General features: G+C 50.4%; 18 protein-coding genes. All 18 read left to right on the top strand.

What is annotated here, in order from left to right; genetic code table 11:
- The first annotated feature begins 3 nt into the window (after nt 1-3).
- The 18 genes from ACFVU8_RS10340 to ACFVU8_RS10255 all read left to right on the top strand — a co-directional run bounded on the left by ACFVU8_RS10340 (nt 4) and on the right by ACFVU8_RS10255 (nt 18,419).
- Nucleotides 4-1,257, top strand: coding sequence for a bifunctional 3,4-dihydroxy-2-butanone-4-phosphate synthase/GTP cyclohydrolase II (locus ACFVU8_RS10340; protein ID WP_175373741.1), 1,254 nt, complete (start codon nt 4-6; stop codon nt 1,255-1,257).
- Between the two features lie 486 nt (nt 1,258-1,743).
- Complete coding sequence (ribH, locus tag ACFVU8_RS10335) at nt 1,744-2,211, top strand: 6,7-dimethyl-8-ribityllumazine synthase (RefSeq protein WP_066365462.1); 468 nt, start codon at nt 1,744-1,746, stop codon at nt 2,209-2,211.
- 135 nt (nt 2,212-2,346) lie between these two features.
- Entirely contained in the window at nt 2,347-3,138 is a 792-nt protein-coding gene (locus ACFVU8_RS10330; RefSeq protein ID WP_175373740.1) for a segregation and condensation protein A, read from the top strand.
- Nucleotides 3,107-3,700 carry an SMC-Scp complex subunit ScpB gene (gene scpB / locus ACFVU8_RS10325; RefSeq protein ID WP_379465587.1) on the top strand — a complete coding sequence of 198 codons (594 nt, stop codon included), beginning with the start codon at nt 3,107-3,109 and terminating at the stop codon, nt 3,698-3,700. Before ACFVU8_RS10330 ends, scpB begins: the two co-directional genes overlap by 32 nt.
- Before the next feature lie 263 nt (nt 3,701-3,963).
- Complete coding sequence (locus ACFVU8_RS10320) at nt 3,964-5,334, top strand: pyridoxal-phosphate dependent enzyme (protein ID WP_387427291.1); 1,371 nt, start codon at nt 3,964-3,966, stop codon at nt 5,332-5,334.
- A gap of 23 nt (nt 5,335-5,357) precedes the next feature.
- Complete coding sequence (locus tag ACFVU8_RS10315) at nt 5,358-6,515, top strand: cystathionine gamma-synthase (protein WP_387427290.1); 1,158 nt, start codon at nt 5,358-5,360, stop codon at nt 6,513-6,515.
- A 301-nt stretch (nt 6,516-6,816) separates the two neighbouring features.
- Nucleotides 6,817-7,527 (top strand): DUF2953 domain-containing protein, encoded by a 711-nt coding sequence (locus ACFVU8_RS10310; protein WP_387427288.1) that lies wholly within the window; start codon nt 6,817-6,819, stop codon nt 7,525-7,527.
- Nucleotides 7,528-7,618: 91 nt separating this feature from the next.
- Nucleotides 7,619-8,092: a GerW family sporulation protein gene (gene ytfJ / locus ACFVU8_RS10305; protein WP_175373735.1), complete on the top strand. Its 474-nt coding sequence runs from the start codon at nt 7,619-7,621 to the stop codon at nt 8,090-8,092.
- Between the two features lie 218 nt (nt 8,093-8,310).
- Complete coding sequence (locus tag ACFVU8_RS10300; RefSeq protein ID WP_387427287.1) at nt 8,311-9,513, top strand: D-alanyl-D-alanine carboxypeptidase family protein; 1,203 nt, start codon at nt 8,311-8,313, stop codon at nt 9,511-9,513.
- Between the two features lie 35 nt (nt 9,514-9,548).
- The gene (locus ACFVU8_RS10295; protein ID WP_387427285.1) at nt 9,549-10,214 is read left to right on the top strand and encodes a nucleoside recognition domain-containing protein; all 666 of its coding nucleotides are present in this window, start codon (nt 9,549-9,551) and stop codon (nt 10,212-10,214) included.
- A gap of 7 nt (nt 10,215-10,221) precedes the next feature.
- Complete coding sequence (locus ACFVU8_RS10290; protein WP_379465581.1) at nt 10,222-10,755, top strand: spore maturation protein; 534 nt, start codon at nt 10,222-10,224, stop codon at nt 10,753-10,755.
- Between the two features lie 730 nt (nt 10,756-11,485).
- On the top strand, nt 11,486-11,830 hold the full coding sequence (locus tag ACFVU8_RS10285; RefSeq protein ID WP_387427283.1) for an N-acetylmuramoyl-L-alanine amidase: 345 nt from the start codon (nt 11,486-11,488) through the stop codon (nt 11,828-11,830).
- 20 nt (nt 11,831-11,850) lie between these two features.
- Nucleotides 11,851-12,609 carry a pseudouridine synthase gene (locus tag ACFVU8_RS10280; protein WP_175373731.1) on the top strand — a complete coding sequence of 253 codons (759 nt, stop codon included), beginning with the start codon at nt 11,851-11,853 and terminating at the stop codon, nt 12,607-12,609.
- A gap of 111 nt (nt 12,610-12,720) precedes the next feature.
- Nucleotides 12,721-13,245 carry a thiol-disulfide oxidoreductase ResA gene (gene resA / locus ACFVU8_RS10275; protein WP_175373730.1) on the top strand — a complete coding sequence of 175 codons (525 nt, stop codon included), beginning with the start codon at nt 12,721-12,723 and terminating at the stop codon, nt 13,243-13,245.
- Nucleotides 13,242-14,927: a cytochrome c biogenesis protein ResB gene (gene resB, locus ACFVU8_RS10270; RefSeq protein ID WP_175373729.1), complete on the top strand. Its 1,686-nt coding sequence runs from the start codon at nt 13,242-13,244 to the stop codon at nt 14,925-14,927. The genes resA and resB overlap by 4 nt, the downstream gene beginning before the upstream one ends.
- The gene (gene ccsA, locus ACFVU8_RS10265) at nt 14,924-16,186 is read left to right on the top strand and encodes a cytochrome c biogenesis protein CcsA (RefSeq protein ID WP_387427281.1); all 1,263 of its coding nucleotides are present in this window, start codon (nt 14,924-14,926) and stop codon (nt 16,184-16,186) included. Before resB ends, ccsA begins: the two co-directional genes overlap by 4 nt.
- Nucleotides 16,187-16,262: 76 nt before the next feature.
- The gene (locus ACFVU8_RS10260) at nt 16,263-16,979 is read left to right on the top strand and encodes a response regulator transcription factor (protein ID WP_066363404.1); all 717 of its coding nucleotides are present in this window, start codon (nt 16,263-16,265) and stop codon (nt 16,977-16,979) included.
- Nucleotides 16,980-18,419: a HAMP domain-containing sensor histidine kinase gene (locus tag ACFVU8_RS10255; RefSeq protein WP_379465577.1), complete on the top strand. Its 1,440-nt coding sequence runs from the start codon at nt 16,980-16,982 to the stop codon at nt 18,417-18,419.
- The last annotated feature ends 109 nt before the right edge of the window (nt 18,420-18,528 follow it).

Genomic DNA, 18,528 nt, shown 5'->3' with positions numbered 1-18,528 from the left:
ATCATGAGCGAACAATCGAAGCAGGATGTAGTCCTGGATTCCATAGAATCTGCGATTTATGATTTGATGCGCGGCAAGGTGGTCATTGTTGTGGATGATGAGGACCGTGAAAATGAAGGGGACTTCATCGCCCTGGCGGAACGCGCAACCCCCGAAGTGATCAATTTCATGATTACCGAGGGACGCGGACTGGTCTGCCTGCCGATAACGGCGGAACGGGCGGAAGAGCTGGATTTGAAGCCGATGGTCAGTCAAAATACGGATTTCCACGGTACGGCCTTTACGGTCTCGATCGACCATAAAGATACGACTACTGGCATTTCCGCAGCGGAGCGCTCCATGACAGTTAAAGCAATTATGGACCCGGAGGCGAAGCCATCCGATTTCCGCAGACCGGGTCATATGTTCCCGCTGATAGCCAAAAAAGGTGGTGTGCTGCGTCGCTCTGGACACACGGAGGCCGCTGTAGATCTGGCCCAGATGAGCGGTGCGTATCCGGCTGGAGTGATCTGCGAGATTATTAAGGAAGACGGGACTATGGCTCGTCTGCCGGATCTCATTGAGATTGCCCGCAAGCATGATCTGAGACTGATCAGCATCAAGGATCTTATTCACTACCGGAATGAGAAGGAGAAGCTCGTTACCCGCGAGGTAGCGGTGCGCATGCCAACCGATTTCGGTGAATTCCAGACGATTGCCTACTCCAATGTAGTCGATGATAAGGAGCATATTGCACTGGTCAAGGGTGATATCTCCGGTGACGAGCCGGTGTTGGTGCGTGTCCATTCCGAATGTTTGACGGGGGATGTCTTCCATTCCCACCGCTGCGATTGCGGTCCGCAATTCGAAGCTGCATTGCGTCAGATTGATGCTGCCGGCAGAGGAGTCCTGCTCTACATGCGCCAGGAAGGCCGGGGCATTGGGCTGATCAATAAGCTGAAGGCCTACAAGCTGCAGGAAGAAGGACTCGACACCGTTGACGCCAACCTGAAGCTCGGCTTTCCGGCAGACCTGCGGGATTATGGCATCGGCGCCCAGATTCTGAAGGATCTCGGTTTACAACGCATCAAGCTGCTCACCAACAACCCGCGCAAGATTAAGGGGCTGGAGGGGTATGGCCTGGAGATTGTGGAGCGTGTGCCGATTCAGATGCCGGAGAATGAGGATAATACAAACTACCTGCACACGAAGCAGGCTAAACTTGGACATCTGCTTTCTTTTGACGACATTGAACAGAACGAGACCACTAAAGCTTAAACCGTTGATAAATAGACGAACGAAGCAAGACTTAATGAAAAAGCAAGACTTAATGAAGAAGCACGACTGAAACAAAGAAACAAGAATCAATGAAATAAACACTATTGAACGAAAGAAACTCGGCTAGTCCGAAAGAAGCAAGAATGAATGGAAAAACAAAGGCGAAGAGGAATGATGGGCACCACCTCCCAAGTTGAAATAAGAGCATTTATGTACCTTAAATGGCACGTAAAACCATCTTAATTGAGAATAACGGCAATTTTGTATGTTAATTCCTCCGAACTTTCCCTATTTTGGTGCATTTACCGAAAATAACATACAAAAATACCCTTAAATTCCTGGAATGGCATAGAACGAGGAAAATAAGGTGCAAAAATGCCGTTAATTGGGGAGTAGCATCTTCATTAATAAAATTGCCAAAATGATTACCAAATTTCAAATAACTAAATTTAAAATAACTATATAAATGAAGGGTTGATGAACAATATGCCGAATTATTTTGAGGGACATTTAGTATCCGAAGGGTTAAGATATGGAGTCGTTGTAGGACGTTTTAATGAATTCATTACCAGCAAGCTGCTGTCCGGTGCGCTGGATGCTTTCAAGCGCCATGGCGTGGCTGATGACGAAGTGGATGTTGCCTGGGTTCCTGGGGTATTCGAAATTCCACTGATTGCCCAAAAAATGGCCGAAAGCGGAAAATATGATGCAGTGATCACGTTGGGTACAGTAATTCGCGGCTCCACAACGCATTACGATTATGTGTGCAATGAAGTGGCCAAGGGTGTGGCGGCGATCAACCTCAAGACAGGCGTACCAACCATCTTCGGTGTAGTAACGACCGAAAATATCGAGCAGGCCATTGAACGCTCCGGAACGAAAGCGGGCAACAAGGGCTGGGATGCTGCAACGGCGGCTATTGAAATGGCGAATCTGAACAAACTGCTTAAATAAACACCTATTGACGAATCTACTAAAATCGTGCTTATTTATATGTATAAGAAGAAAGCATGAATGATATGAATCTTTCTACTTGTGTAGCGTCCCTGCGGCGCTGCACTTTACTTTTTTTTGGCGGGAGGAAGCCTCGTGACTGTATTGTACAAGCTGGAAACGTTTGAAGGTCCGCTGGATCTGCTCTTGCATTTGATTGATAAGGCGGAAATCGACATCCAGGACATTCCGGTCAGCGAGATCACCGAACAGTACATGGAATACCTGCAGACCATGCAGGAGCTTGAACTGGACATTACCAGCGAATTTCTCGTTATGGCAGCGACCTTGTTGTCTATTAAAAGCAAGCTGCTGCTGCCGAAGCCTCCAGTCATCGAGATCGATGACTTTGAGTACTACGAGGACGATGATCTTGATCCACGTGCCGAACTCGTACAGCGGCTGGTGGAATACCGCAAGTTCAAGAGTATTGCGGTCCAATTGATGGATATGGAAAGCGAGCGGAGCCTGATTTTCACCAAGGAGCCGGAAGATCTGGGGCCTTTCGTTCCGACCCAGCAGGATCATCCGCTTAAGGGATTACATACCGCTGACCTGATCGCGGCGTTCCGCAAGGCGCTCAGTAAAGCTGCCAGACGATCTTCCTATCAACGGATCACAAGGGATGAGATTTCAGTGAAGGATCGGATACGGGATGTGTCTGATGCGCTGCGGCGGGGTGGCCGGGGCCATAAGCTGCGCTTCTCGGCTCTACTGGACGACGAGATGGCACGACATGAGATCGTGGTGACATTTCTGGCGATTCTGGAGTTAATGAAGATGAAGGCGATCTATTGCTACCAAGAAAAATTGTTCGAAGACATCGTGATGGAGTGGAGAGGAGGGGAACAATTAGATGAACTACAAGGAACTGAAATCAGTTATTGAGGGCCTGCTCTTTCTGTCCGGGGATGAAGGTTTGTCTGTGCGGCAAATTGCCGAGATTACGGAGCAGCGTCCGGATCTGACATCACGAGCGCTAGATGAGCTGAAGGATGATTACAGCACACAGGAACGCGGCCTTCAGGTCGTGCAGATCGCCGGGAATTACCGTCTGGCCACACTGCCTGCTCATGCGCCATATTTTGAGCGGCTGGCTTACTCGCCGTCCCGTGCATCCTTGTCCCAGGCAGCGCTGGAGACGCTGGCGATTGTGGCTTATCGTCAGCCGATTACTCGTGTGGAGATTGAAGAGATCCGCGGCGTGAAATCGGAACGGGCGATTCATACACTGAATAACAAGGATCTCATTCATGAGGTCGGACGGGCTGAGGCCGTGGGCCGGCCCATTCTGTATGGCACGACAAAGTCCTTCTTGGACAGCTTTGGGCTGGCCAGTCTGAAGGAATTGCCGGAACCATCCAGCTTCGAGAGTCCGGATACTCTGGAAGAGGAGACACAGCTGTTGTTCAGTAAGCTGGACACTCAAATGACCTTCGAGGAAATGTAATAGCCAGCTGCACAGTTTCTGTGCTCCGACCATGATTGCAAATATACCGTTGCCCACTAGGGCGGCGGTTATTTTTTTGCGCGGAAGCAGCAGTTGTCAGGCTCTGAACCAGTCCACCATGCCGTGCGATATGAGTAGTATTGAGCTTGAACCGATCATCTTTTTAAATTCCTTCGATTATGAGAGGTATCGTCTGAAGCACCTTTATCACCTGAAAGCATACTATTTCTATATGATTATTAACCGTGAAGGATGGATGAAGGATGCAGAACATACCGACTGCCATTGACCTGATCGGCAATACCCCGTTAATTGAAGTGCACTGTTTTGATGTGGGGCCCTCGAGATTATTCCTCAAGCTGGAGAATCAAAACCCGGGGGGATCGATTAAGGACCGGATTGGCCTGGCAATGATCAATCATGCGGAGGAGCAGGGGCTGATTAAGCCTGGAGATACTCTGGTGGAAGCCACGGCAGGCAATACAGGGCTGGGTCTGGCGCTCGCAGCGATAACGAAGGGTTACCAATTGATTCTGGTGATCCCCGACAAGATGAGTACAGAGAAAGTAAACCATCTGCGGGCACTAGGAGCGGAGATCATTCTCACCCGGTCTGATGTGGAGAAGGGACATCCTGAATACTATCAGGATTATGCGCAGCGGATCGCGCAGGAGACGCCGGGGAGTTATTTTGTGAATCAATTCAATAATCCGGCCAATCCCCTAGCCCATGAACTCACGACCGGGCCGGAGATTTGGCAACAGACGGGGCAGGCGGTGGATGCTATCGTTGTGGGTGTCGGTTCAGCAGGTACGCTGAAGGGGCTGACTAACTATTTTCGCAAGGTGAAGCCGGAACTAGAAATTGTGCTTGCCGATCCGGCGGGATCGATCCTCGTCGACGTTGTAGAGGGCAATCCGCTGTCTTCTCCCGGAAGTTGGCTCGTGGAGGGCATTGGTGAGGATTTCATCCCCCCACAGTTCGATCAGTCGCTAATCAGCAAGGCTTACAGTGTCACTGATCAGGAAAGTTTTACGGCTGCCCGCACTCTGCTGCGCCATGAAGGTATACTGGGCGGTTCCTCAACAGGGACGCTGATCAGCGCTGCTGTAAAATATGCCAGGGAACAGCGTGAGCCTAAGAATATCGTTACATTCGTGTGTGACAGCGGAAACAAGTATCTTACCAAGATGTTCAATGATTTCTGGATGATTGACCGGGGGCTGATACCGAAGAAGCGGAATGGTAGCATTGCAGATCTCGTCACCCGCCAACATTCGGAACGCAGTGTGATTACAGTGGGGCCGGAGGATACGCTTTTGAATGCCCATGCCAAGATGAGTCTGTATGAGATTTCGCAGATACCGGTGCTACAGGAAGGGGAAGTTGTGGGCATTATTGATGAATGGGATATTCTAACCGCTACCGAAAGTCGTCAAGAACACGCCCTCAAAGATAAGGTCCGGCAGTATATGTCTACTGATGTTGCCTCCGTCTCGGTTAAAGACAGTCTGGCTCAAGTGATTTCTCTTTTGAAGAGAGGGCTGCTTGTGATTGTTTTGAAAGAAGGGGAGTTTTATGGCGTCATCACCAAAAGTGATTACATTCATTATATGCGCCGCAAATTATCTTGAGGGACAAAGGAGAGGTATCCAAGATGAGCGATTACGGATTTTCCACGAGAGCGATCCATGCGGGGCAGGCGCCTGATCCTACGACCGGAGCGGTAATTACCCCAATCTATGCGACGTCCACTTTCGCTCAAGAAGCACCCGGACAACATAAAGGCTATGACTACTCTAGAAGCGGCAATCCCACAAGAACCGCATTGGAAAAATGTGTGGCTGCACTGGAGGAAGGAGAGATTGGTTTCGCCTTCGCTTCGGGACTCGCCGCTGAAGCAGCGATCCTCGATACCCTTCCGCGCGGCTCCCATCTGATTGTGACCGATGACCTGTATGGAGGTACCTTCCGCCTGCTGGACAAGGTGAAAAAGGATGCACTAGAGCTGGACATTTCCTACATTGATTTATCAGAGCCGGAGACCGTGGAGGCTCACATTCGCAGCAATACCAGATTAATCTGGGTGGAGACACCAACGAACCCCTTGCTGAAAATAGTGGATTTGCGCAAAATTGCGGCCATTGCCGCCAAGCATAAACTGATCAGCGTATGCGACAATACGTTTGCCTCCCCCTATCTTCAGCAGCCGCTGAAGCTGGGCTTTGACATTGTTGTACATTCCGCAACCAAATATTTGAACGGGCATTCCGATGTGATCGCAGGGATCGTTGTGACGAAACAGAATGATGAAGTAGCGAAGCGGATTGGTTTTTTGCAAAATGCTACAGGTTCCCCGCTCCCGCCATTTGATGCTTTTCTGCTGCTTAGAGGCATTAAGACCCTATCCGTGCGGATGGAGGCTCATTGCCGCAATGCCCTTGCCATTGCCGAATTTCTGGAGCGTCATCCCAAAGTCGAGAAGGTGATCTATCCCGGACTGAAGGCAAGTCCGTATCATGAAACGGCTAAAGGACAAATGCGGGGCTTCGGCGGAATGGTGACCTTTTTTGTCAAAGGAGGAGCGAAGGAAACAGCCACAGTCGTTAAACAGACTCAACTGTTCACCTTGGCGGAAAGCCTGGGCGGTGTCGAAAGCCTGATCGAAGTCCCGGCCGTTATGACTCATGCTTCAATTCCCCAAGAGACTAGGGAGCAAATCGGGATTTACGACAACCTGATTCGCCTGTCCGTTGGCATTGAAGATACGGATGATCTGATTGCTGACCTGCGGACGGCTCTTGAGCATGTGTGACAAATAGAATGAACTTTTAAAATTCACATGCAGGAAGGGTATCATTGAAGAAGCTTGCTTGGGTTTTCGGCGGCTGTTGAGTTGGTGTGTAAAGTTCCGAGACTGGGTAAGCTTCCGGTTTGGACGTTTTGTTTTCCCGTGACGCACGGTTTATTCATCCTTCGGGACCGGAATGAACCGTGCTTTTTGCTGTGCTTAGCCGGAACGGATGACATTTTTGGGCTGCACCGAATTTTTTCCAACCTTCCTTCCCATACTAAACCAATAGTTCCCATGATTAAGGATGCCTGGAGGTTAATTCGTGACATTATGGATCGTAGTTCCCCTTGTTTTGTTGCTTCTTGTGATTGTACTGATCCTGTCCTCCTCCCTCCATTTTCATTTCCGGCTGTGCAGGGTGGGCAAGGACGACAGAGTGGAGCTCGACGTGACGGCTCTATTTGGACTTTTAAAGTATCATTATGAGCTTCCCAAGGTGATCTATGCGGGGATTGAGCGGGGGGTACGGGTAAAGCTGGAACAGAGCGGTATTGCGCCCGTCAGAAGTGAGCAGGACAAAGAAGGGGATATTGATAAGGAGACTGTGGATAACTGGCTGGACTCGATCAAGAAGGTGCTGAAAGCGACCCGCTACTTTAAAAAATGGTTCAAGAAAACAGCCTCCCATGTTCATATAACCAAATTAGACTGGTCCACGGATTTCTCGCTGGAAGATGCGGCATTGACAGCTACCACTGCGGGCGCGTTATGGGGCTTGAAATGGAGCTTAGCCGGCTGGCTGTCGCAGTGGATGAGGATGGAGCAAGGACCGCGGCTTTTTGTAAAACCCGTCTTCGAGGATAACTTTAGCTTTTCTTCAGAACTGGTCTGTACAGGAAAAGTGTCTATCGCTTATATGCTTTATGCCGGGGTAGGACTACTGCGCCGAATCTCCAAGGAAACAGGCGGTCTGCGGCAGTGGAAAGCATTGCTTAGCAAATCACGTGCAGCTAAAGGGCATCATTCTTCCTGAACGATACCGGCTTACATACAAACGGGCGATGATGGGGATGATATCGCTGTAGAATAATGACTTTTCCCAGAAGCCAAAGGAGGACAAGAATATGAGTGATCATCCCATTCAAGGTCTAATGCAGACTGCTATGGAAAATATCAAAGGCATGGTTGATGTCAATACGATTGTAGGTGATGCAGTAGAAACGCCGGACGGTAGCGTGATTTTGCCCATCAGTAAGGTTGCGTTTGGCTTTGCTGCAGGTGGTAGTGATTACCGTGTCGAGGACGACGGCTCATCAGGCAGTGTCACTGGATCGCAAGCGGGAGTTAAGCTGTTGCCTTTTGGTGGCGGTAGCGGTGGCGGGGTATCCATCCGGCCGATTGCTTTTCTCGTTGTAGGTAAGGGCGGTGTGCATATTGTTCCGCTGGATAATCAAACCCATCTGTTCGAGAAGCTCATCGATGCGACCCCGGGGCTGATCGACAAAATCCAGTCCATGTTCCAGTACAACGCCTCCGTCGCTACGACGACAACTGAAAAAACCGTAACCAAGAGCGACACTACGCCATCGACCCATTAAATATCACATCTACTGTAAGATTGCACATCAAGCTTGGCTGAATCAGGGAGATCGCCTTATCGGCGGTGTCCCTTTTTTGGAATAAGGATAGATGTAAGCAGGATGAGAGGGCTTCAATGAGGATTTTCAAAGAAGGATAAGCCGGGTTGAAGGACATACCTTCCCGCCTGTCCGCATACACTTGTACTATATAAGCGCTAAGAAGCCGGAGGATAAACATGAAGACAATAAACCGTATATGCTCAGTTGCTTTAATAGTATGCCTTGTGGCGCTTCTGGCGCCCCTGCCGTCACTTCAGGCGGAGAACAGCTCCATTTCCACACATGCCAGGGCAGCGGCCCTGATAGATGTAGAGTCCGGACGTATTCTGTATAGCAGCCGCGGTGACGAGCCGATGCTGATTGCCAGCCTGACGAAGATCATGACGGCGATCGTGGCCATAGAGAACGGGAAATTAAGCGATAAGGTGAAGGTAGGCAAGAACGCTTTTGCCAAGGAAGGGTCTTCATTGTTCCTGAAGAACGGAGAAGAGATGACGCTGGAAAATATGCTATACGGCTTGATGCTGCGCTCCGGCAACGATGCGGCGACTGCTATTGCTGAGCATGTGGGAGGTTCAGAGGAAGGCTTTGTGTACCTGATGAACACCAAGGCGGAGGAGCTGGGGCTTACGCACTCCCATTTTGCAAATCCGCATGGACTGGATGCCGAAGGGCATTACTCCAGTGCCAATGATCTGGCGAGGCTGACCGCATACGCGATGCATAATCCTGTTTTCAAGCAGATCGTTAAGACTGAAGTGAAGACTGCAGATAATCCTTATGAGAAGTGGGACTACAAGTGGCTCAACAAAAATAAAATGCTGCGCCTGTACGAAGGGGCGGATGGGGTAAAGACCGGGTATACGAAAAAAGCGCTGCGTTGCTTAGTCAGCTCCGCTACTCGGGGGGGACAGCAGCTCGTCGCTGTGACACTTAACGATGGGAATGACTGGAATGATCATGCGGCGCTGCTTGATTTTGGCTTCAAACGTTATCCGCTTAAAACTGTCGTTGAGCGCGGAGAAAAGATCAAGGGGTACGAATATGTAACTGGGCAGGATTTTGCGTATCCATTCAGCTCGGGGGAAGAGGCAAGACTGGTCACTAAGCTGATACTGAACGAGCCTTCAACAGCAACATCGTTCCCAAAAACGGCTCGAAGTATAGATTTTGGACTGCGCGGTGTATTGGTTCTCCAATTGGGCAGCCAAGAGATTGGCCGGATTCCGGTCTATCAACCGGGCACGATCCCTCCCGAACAGACACCATATACGAAGAAATTCAACTCGGTTATGGCAGCGGAGTACCCGGCACATACTTGGTTCCAAGCCCTTGGCAGTGCGCTGCGAGCGTTGTTTGGCCGGGTCCATCACGAATAGGGGAAGCTGAAAGTGGGAGAGGGAGGGGCTTATCCATGATTAACGGAATCTGGCTGGGGATGATCGTCATTGGCTTTTTGTTTGCGGCGGTCAATGGCCGCATGGATGAATTTACGGCAGCGGTATTCGATGGGGCGAAGAACGGGGTTACCGTAAGCTTCGGATTAATCAGTGTACTGGTGTTCTGGCTGGGCATTATGCGGATTGCAGAAGACGCCGGATTATTGAAAAAAATCGCCAGGGTGCTCGGCCCTGTCGTAGCCTTTCTGTTTCCCGATGTGCCCAAAGGTCATCCGGCCATCGGCTATATTCTCTCCAACATGAGCGCGAATCTGCTCGGTCTTGGTAATGCTGCGACCCCGATGGGCATCAAGGCGATGCAGGAGTTGCAAAGTCTCAACCTGGATAAGGACACGGCCACGCCGGCCATGTGTACCTTACTGGCCCTGAATACGGCCAGTATCACACTGATCCCGGCGACACTGATCGCAATCCGGCTTAACTATGGATCGACCGATCCGGCAGGGATCGTCGGCACGACGCTTGCTGCTACGGCGGTAGCTACTCTGGCCGCCATCGTGGCTGACCGGATGTTCAGGCGGCTGACCTTAATGCGTAAGCCCCCCAAACCGCCTGCACAGGGGACGAATAAGTCCATTCGCGGGAGTAGAATACTTCCTCATTCCTCATTGAAAGGGTGAACGTGTCGTGCTGCATTTTATCAGCCTTATCTCGGCCTGGGCGATTCCGGTTCTGATCACGTTCATACCGCTGTACGCCTTCTCGCGCAAAGTTCCCGTCTATGAGTCTTTCGTAGAAGGTGCCAAAGACGGATTCAGCACCGCCATCAGCATCATCCCGCATCTGGTCGGGATGATGGTTGCCATCAGTGTATTCCGCGCTTCTGGAGCGCTCGATTACCTGATGGGCTTCGTGGCCCCCCTGATGCAGGGGCTTGGGGTACCGTCGGAGGTGCTGCCGCTAGGTCTCCTGCGGCCGCTGACCGGGACCGGGTCGCTGGCTTACACCACCGACCTGATCCGTGTACACGGCCCGGATTCGCTGATCGGCATGATTGCCTCCACCATTCAGGGGAGTACGGACACCACACTGTACGTGCTGACCGTCTACTTCGGGGCCGTCGGGGTCCGGAACGGCCGCTACGCGCTCAAGGTAGGTCTTTTCTCTGATGTCGTCGGCTTCGTGGCTGCCATTGCCATTTGCCTGCTCTTATTCGGATAATGGGGTATTCAAGCAGCATTGGTCTAAAGGGTGAGGCGAGCGAGGTACGAGCAGCATGGTGATGGGCAGGAGAGGTGGAGTCTCCAGTAAGACTCTTTGAACAACATGGCAGGGACTCTCTCGCTCAGCGTCGGGTTGCTTCCAGCCTCGGGAATATGTAAGTAAGAGCATTTTTGTACCTTAGTTAGATGGCAAGAAAGGGGGGGGAATCAATTAAGGGCATTTTTGAATGTTAATTATTCGGGTATACCACCTTTTTAGTGATATGTAGAAAAATAAGGTACAATAATGCACTTAATTCCCTTTTTCACTCTAAAATCATGAATTTAAGGTACAAAAATGACGTTATTTTGACGCTGAGTAGACTTTAGAAAAAGAAACGTTACATGAACGAAAACGGCGGGGATGGCAACTGTAGTGGCACAGGCGACCAAGTGAAAGTTGGGTTTTTCTGATTCACTGAACTTGTATGTCAGCTCCACATTGTGCAAGGTACATCAGTTCCCAGGTCAGTTCTCGGTCAGTCCTCGATAAGTCCCTGGAAGTCCCATGAAATGAATACATCTTCACTTTTGTTCTCTGTCCGCATCTCTCCGTATCTCTCTACCCGTAATCTTCCCGCACTAATCCCCCTTTTGCAAAGTACAAGATATTCACCGCTAGATCGTCACGCAGCTCTTCTCCTGGGCATATGCTATTGCAGCAATGTGTGGAGGGAGAGATTCTGCTGATGACGTACAAAGGTTTTATTTTACACCATTCCCGCTGCTCGTCAATTAACGGTAAAGGCTTCGATTTCTGGGTCGGGCAAGACGGGTCCATTTATGCCGCCCCGCTGCTCACCGATCCAAATTATATTCATCTCTGTCTGGAGGGAGATTACAGTACAGTCGAAAGTGCGCCGGAGCCACAGCGCAGAAAGGACCAGCTGTTTGCCACAGGCAAACTGATTCTGGAGCTGACCTCGCGCTACCGAATGGCCCCACTTCTTATCGAACCCCATAGCAATTCTTGCCCTGGTGCATTTTTTCCGTGGAATGAACTTGTGATTTATCCCTCGGGTGGTTATCATTAGTCTGAGGTGACTAGTCGAAAATGGAAAGATTACAGAAAGTTTTGGCACAAGCTGGCGTTGCATCCAGACGCAAATGCGAGGAATTGATTTTGGCCGGCAAAGTAGAGGTTAACGGGGAACTCGTAACCACACTGGGTACGAAGGTGGACCCCGCCCAAGATATTATCAAGGTCTCCGGCAAGGAAATCCGGGGCGAGAATAAAATCTATATTATGTTCAACAAGCCCAAGGGCGTAATCACAAGTGCTTCCGATCCTAAAGGCCGCAAGGTCGTTACGGATTATTTGAAGGGCATCAACGAGCGGGTATATCCTGTTGGCCGCCTGGACTATGATACGGAAGGATTGCTGCTGCTGACCAATGATGGCGAATTCGCCAATCTGCTGACGCATCCCAAGCATCATGTTCCCAAGACGTACCTGGCCACGGTCAAGGGTGTACCACATGGCAGCGCGCTGGACAAGCTCAAGGCGGGCATCAAACTTGAGGATGGCATGACAGCTCCGGCAGAAGTGGAGTACAAGGACATCGATGAAGCCAACAAGGAAGCGGTAATCAGCATCACGATCCACGAAGGCCGTAACCGTCAGGTTCGCCGGATGTTCGAGGCCGTGTCTCATCCCGTTATTCGTTTGAAACGGATTTCGTTCGGAGATATTTTGCTGCAGAATCTCAAACGTGGCTCTTATCGCCATTTGACTAAGGATGAAATCAACCATCTGCAGCAAATTGCCAAAAATGGATTGCTCAAGTCAAAAACACCACGCAAGGACACATAAAGTTCACAATTTGGCGCCCTAAAGTTGTGACAATATTCGTTATAATGTTCATAGGATGTTCACACCTAACAACTAAAGTAACGAGTTGCGTCACAGAAGGGGGCTTCATGTGTGGGCAAAGCTAGAAAACCGGTTCAGATTGTAATTTTATTACTGGTAGTCCTGCTTGGCGGCTATGCCATCGCTACCTCCGTATTTGGAGGGGACGGGAAACCCAAGGAAGGCAGCAAGGCGCCAGCCTTTGAACTGTTGGGCTTGGACGGCAAAGCTCATACGCTGGATGAGTACAAAGGTAAGGCTGTCGTGTTGAATTTCTGGGGTTCCTGGTGTGCGCCATGCGTGAAGGAAATGCCAGCTCTCCAGGCGCAGTGGGAGAAATGGAAGGATCAAGGCGTTGTTGTCGTAGGCGTAAATGTAGGCGAAGACCAAATGACTGTGGAAAACTTTGTGAAGATGGTAAACATCAATTTTCCGATTGTTATGGACCCGGGGCGGGATGCAGTACGCAGCTACGGGATTTCGCCGATGCCTACGACTTTTTTCATTAATAAAAAGGGCAAGGTGGACAGTATTCATATCGGTCAGCTTGATCTGGATACGCTGGATTCACAAATCGGGAAGTTGGTGGGCCCATGAGCGGACGGACGCCGTTAATTACCAACACCAAATGCGAATGCGGCCATCAGAATCCGGTAGGCACAGTCCTCTGCGAAGCCTGCGGCAAGCCGCTGGACGAAACGGGGAATTCCAGTGAAAATCTTGAAATGCGGTATGACGGTGTAGCCCGCCGTTCACAACGTTCTAACCCGAATGTGATCGACCTCGTCTGGAACTTTTTTTCATCCGTCAAAATTGCCATTTATCTGATCGTTTTAACACTGCTTGGCTCCATGCTGGGAACCATCTTTCCGCAGGAGAGTACCTTTCTCAACATCGATGCTTCAACGTATTACAAGGAGCAATACGGAACAGCAGGGCACATCTACTATAAGCTCGGACTATCCCATACATATGAATCCTGGTGGTTCGTCCTGCTGCTGGTAATGATCGGGGCCTCGCTCGTGATTTGTAGCCTTGACCGCGTGCTTCCACTTTATAAAGCGCTAACAAGACAGAAAATCCGCAAACACCGACAGTTCCTGACCCGGCAAAAGGTCGTGCTGGTCACGGAAATGGGGGAAGAGCCGGAGGAATGGGTCGGCCGGATATCTCAGCCGCTGAAGAAGCGTGGTTACCGTGTCATCACGGAGGGCGGGGCGCTACTCGCCGAGAAACACCGCTTCAGCCGCTGGGGGCCATACGTCATACATATCGGCCTGATTATTTTTTTACTTGCCGTACTTGCGAGAGGGTTGCCGGGTCTAAATATGGATCAGCACCTTGCCTTTCCGCAAGGGGAGGTTACGCCAATTCCGGATACGACCTTTTATCTTAAAAATGAGAAATTCACCGTAGAATTCTACACCGAAGCTGAAATGCCGGAAGAATTCCGGGGCAAAAAAGTGCTGCCCAAGCTGTACGAAACCAAGGCGGTCCTGTATGAATGTATAGCAGACTGTGGGGATCCGACGCGTACACCGCAGCTAAAAGAAGTGGCCGCACATGATATTCAGGTCAACTCTCCTTTGAGCTACAATGGTTTGAAAGCGTATCAGTTTGATTATGATCTCACCCCTGTCCTGCGTTCAGTACAGCCGGAACTTAAGAATAAGGTGACCGGGGAAGCGTACGGCAAATTCAAGCTGGAGATGAAGAATCCGCAGCGTAGCTTTGAGGCAGGACCTTATACGCTTACCCTGAAAGAGAAGTACATGGACTTTGGTCTGAACGAGAGCGGGCAGCCAGTGTCCAAAACGCCATATCCCAATGCACCGGCCTTTCTCTTCCTGATTAAGGGACCGGGCCTGCCGGCAGATGGTCAACAGTATTTCTATTTCCCTAAGCAGGTTGACAAGGTGCAATTCCAGCAGGAAGGCATCAATGACAAGCTGGGCGGGGCAGATCGCTTCCTGGAGCTTGAAGTCAGCAGCATGCAGGATGTCGATTTTTCCGAATCTACGGCATACCTGAATGTGCGTGTGGACCGGGCCATGCCTTTTGTATGGATAGGTGCGGGTATAGTGATGTTAGGCCTTGTACTGGGCTTCTACTGGCAACACAGACGCATCTGGCTCACCGTCCAGAACGGAGAGCTAATCCTAGGAGGACATACGAACAAGAACTGGTTCGGATTTCGCCGTGAGATCGTATCTATTCTGGAGAAGGTAGACATGGTAGTGGATGAAAAATCATTGGACAACGGGGGAGGTCAAGCATGAGCTTACTCGATTTCAGCAGTGATGTTTTTATAGCCGCCTTTTTCTTATACAGCGGTTCGTTCATGCTATTCACGATTGCTATTATGGGCCGGAAGTGGTCTGGTCGCAAACCGGAGGAACACACTGCCCGCTGGGGCCGTATTGCTTTTATCGCCTCTTCACTGGGGCTCTTGTGCCACATGGCTTACTTCTTTACCCGCTGGGCAGGGGCAGGTCATATTCCGGTTAGCAATATGTATGAATTCATGACCTTCCTGTCGATGATGGTGATGGTCGCGTTTACCGTGATGTTCGCTATTTATCGTAAAATTTTGCTGGGACTGTTCGCAGTTCCTATCTCGATTATTATTATGGCTTATGCTGCTGTGTTCCCGCAGGAGGTTCAGCCGCTGATCCCCTCGCTGAAATCTATCTATCTGAACATCCACGTTACGCTGGCAGCGCTGGGCGAGTCGTTCTTTGCTGTTGGTTTTGCCGCGGGACTCATGTATCTTCTGCGTACTGTGAACTTCACTAGCAAGGAGAAAAACGACCGGAAGCAGCAACGGCTTGTTGAATTTACTTTGTTCTCTATTATTGTCATCATAGCCTTTCTGGGGTCGGTTTTTGCTTTCCGGGGAGCCGGATACGAATCGATTTTTGTCCGCGAGAACGTTACGATTGACAGCCCTGGGCAGGAAGATAGTACAATAGAGAGAGTGAGTTATAAAATGCCGCCGATTGTGGCACCTTACCATAGCGAAATTGAGAGCTTCCAGCCCTTCCTGGGCATGAAAAAACCGTTGTTCGAAGCGCCTTCCTGGATGAATGGCGTGAATGCGGGCCGGAAGTTTAATACCGTAATCTGGTCGCTCCTTTCCGGGCTAATTCTCTACGGGTTGATTCGGCTAATTGTCCGCAAACCGCTGGGAGCAGCCCTGCATCCCGCAATGGAGGGTATCGACGCTGATGATCTTGATGAGATCACCTACCGGGCGATAGCGATAGGCTTCCCGATTTTTACACTGGGGGCTTTGATTTTTGCAATGATATGGGCTCAAGTGGCTTGGGGAAGATTCTGGGGTTGGGACCCCAAAGAGGTCTGGGCTCTTGTCACCTGGCTGTTTTATAGCGCTTATCTCCATTTACGGCTTGCTCGCGGATGGCAGGGACGCAAGTCCGCATGGCTCGCCGTACTCGGCTTTTTGGTCGTAATGTTTACCCTGATTGGCGTTAATCTGGTCATTGCCGGACTTCATTCCTATGCAGGAACGGATTAAGCGGTAAGTAAATCTGCCAAAACAGCCGATAGTAAGGGTAACGTTCTACTGTATTTGATGAAGGGGTTGTAGTGAAATGGCAGATCATTTGAACAGAATTCTGGTCGTGGATGACGAAGAACGTATCCGCCGCCTGCTTAAGATGTATCTCGAAAAAGAAGGTTATGAAATCGATGAGGCGGAGGACGGCGAAATCGCCCTTCGCAAAGCAACAGCCAATGATTACGGGCTGATTCTGCTGGATGTAATGCTGCCTGGCATTGACGGGATTGAAGTATTGACTAGACTTCGCGGCGTTAAATCGACACCGGTGTTAATGCTTACCGCCAAAGGCGAGGAGATCAACCGGGTGCAGGGCTTCGAGATGGGTGCAGACGATTATGTCGTCAAGCCGTTCAGTCCGCGTGAGGTCATCTATCGGGTGAAGGCGATTATGCGCCGCTCCTCGGCTACAGCTTTTCTATCTAAGGAGAGCAATTCCAGCAACAATATTGTATTCCCGCACCTTATTATCGAACATGATGCACACCGTGTAACTGCCGGCGGCCAGGAAGTCAGCCTGACCCCTAAGGAATACGAACTGCTGCATTACCTGGCGATTTCGCCGGACAAGGTGTTCTCACGTGAAGAACTGCTCAAGGACGTCTGGAATTATGAATTTTTCGGAGATTTGCGTACTGTAGACACGCATGTGAAGCGTCTTCGTGAGAAGCTGAATAAAGTATCGCCGGAATCTGCAAGCATGATCACGACCGTCTGGGGCGTAGGCTACAAACTTGAGGTGCCTAAATAGGTGAACTTCTGGAGAAGCCTTGTCGGCAAGCTGTGGGTCACGATCATCTGTCTGGTTGCTGTCGTACTGATGACACTGGGATTATTCCTGTTGCCTTACATCGACAGTAATTTTGCCAATTCCGGGGCGATCAAGCGCTTATTTTTGTACACATGCATGATTGGGTTTTCTCTGACGACGTTCTTTGCCTTATTTCTGTTCACTAAGATCACACAGCCGATGCAGCAGGTGATCGAGGCCGCTAACAACATTCGCAAAGGCGAATACGGAACCCGGCTGACCCTAGTCACCAGTGACGAAATCGGACAGCTCGCGACCTCCTTCAACCACATGGCAGCGGAGCTGGAAGAGAATATTCGCAGTCTGAATCATGAGAAGGGTCATCTGTCCAGTGTTCTGCGCAGTATGAGTGATGCAGTGGTCACCTTTGACATTGATGGTCACATTATTCTGACTAATCCGCATGGACAATCTCTGCTGGAGACCTGGCGTAACCTGGAGTGGGAGCAGGAAAGCGACCCCGAACCCGGTGAGGAGATCATCAGCAAGGGAGAGGTTCCCCTACCGCTTCGTCCGCTCTTTCTGAGCACACTGCAAGAAGGGGGCGATCAGCGCTCTAATGTGCATGTCCGGCAGGGTGTCTGGTCTGTACATATGGCTCCGCTGTATTCCGAGAACCATATTCGGGGTGCTGTAGCGGTACTGCGTGATGTGACTGAGGAGGTCAAGCTGGAGAAAATGCGGCGTGACTTCGTAGCGAATGTATCGCATGAGATTCGCACTCCGTTGTCTATGATGCAAGGGTACAGCGAAGCACTGCTTGATGGGATGGCCTCTTCGCCCGAGGAGAGCAGTGAATTGATTCAGGTCATTCATGATGAATCACTGCGTATGGGCCGGCTGGTGAAGGATCTGCTGGATTTGGCACGCATGGAAGCCGGGCATACGGATATGCTAAAGGCCCAGGTTGATATGAGTGAATTGCTGGAGAGGGTCTACCGCAAGTTCTCTGTGAGGGCCAAGGAACGTGGCATTGATCTGCAGTACAGGAAGCTAAGTGAGGAACTGTTGCTGAAGGCGGCCGATGAGGACAAGCTGGAGCAAGTGCTTACGAACCTGCTGGACAATGCTTTCCGCCATACCCCTGCCGGGAAGAAGATTCTGATTGTCGCGGGTCAATCCGTACAGGAGAGCCGCCGTTATGTTGAGATCGAGATTCGGGATGAAGGTGTAGGCATTCCGCCGGATGATCTCCCGTACATCTTCGAACGGTTCTACAAGGCTGACAAAGCTCGTGTCCGCGGGGAATCCGGGGGGACGGGACTGGGTCTGGCCATTGTTAAGAATATAGTCGAATCTCACCATGGTCACATCTCGGCTGCGAGCAAATTGAGTGAAGGAACGACCTTTACACTGCGCTTACCTGTCGAAAAACAGTAATTCTGAACAAAGCCTGACAGCACCTCTGATCTTCGGAGGTGCTTTTTTGTTGAATGGAACCGATTAATCTTGTTCATCGTGGAACAAAACACAGCTGTACAGCCCCTTA

It is taken from the genome of Paenibacillus sp. NPDC058177 (assembly GCF_042883835.1).
GTDB classification, from domain to species: Bacteria; Bacillota; Bacilli; order Paenibacillales; family Paenibacillaceae; genus Paenibacillus_AQ; species Paenibacillus_AQ agri.
This window is presented reverse-complemented; position numbering and strand designations above follow the sequence as displayed.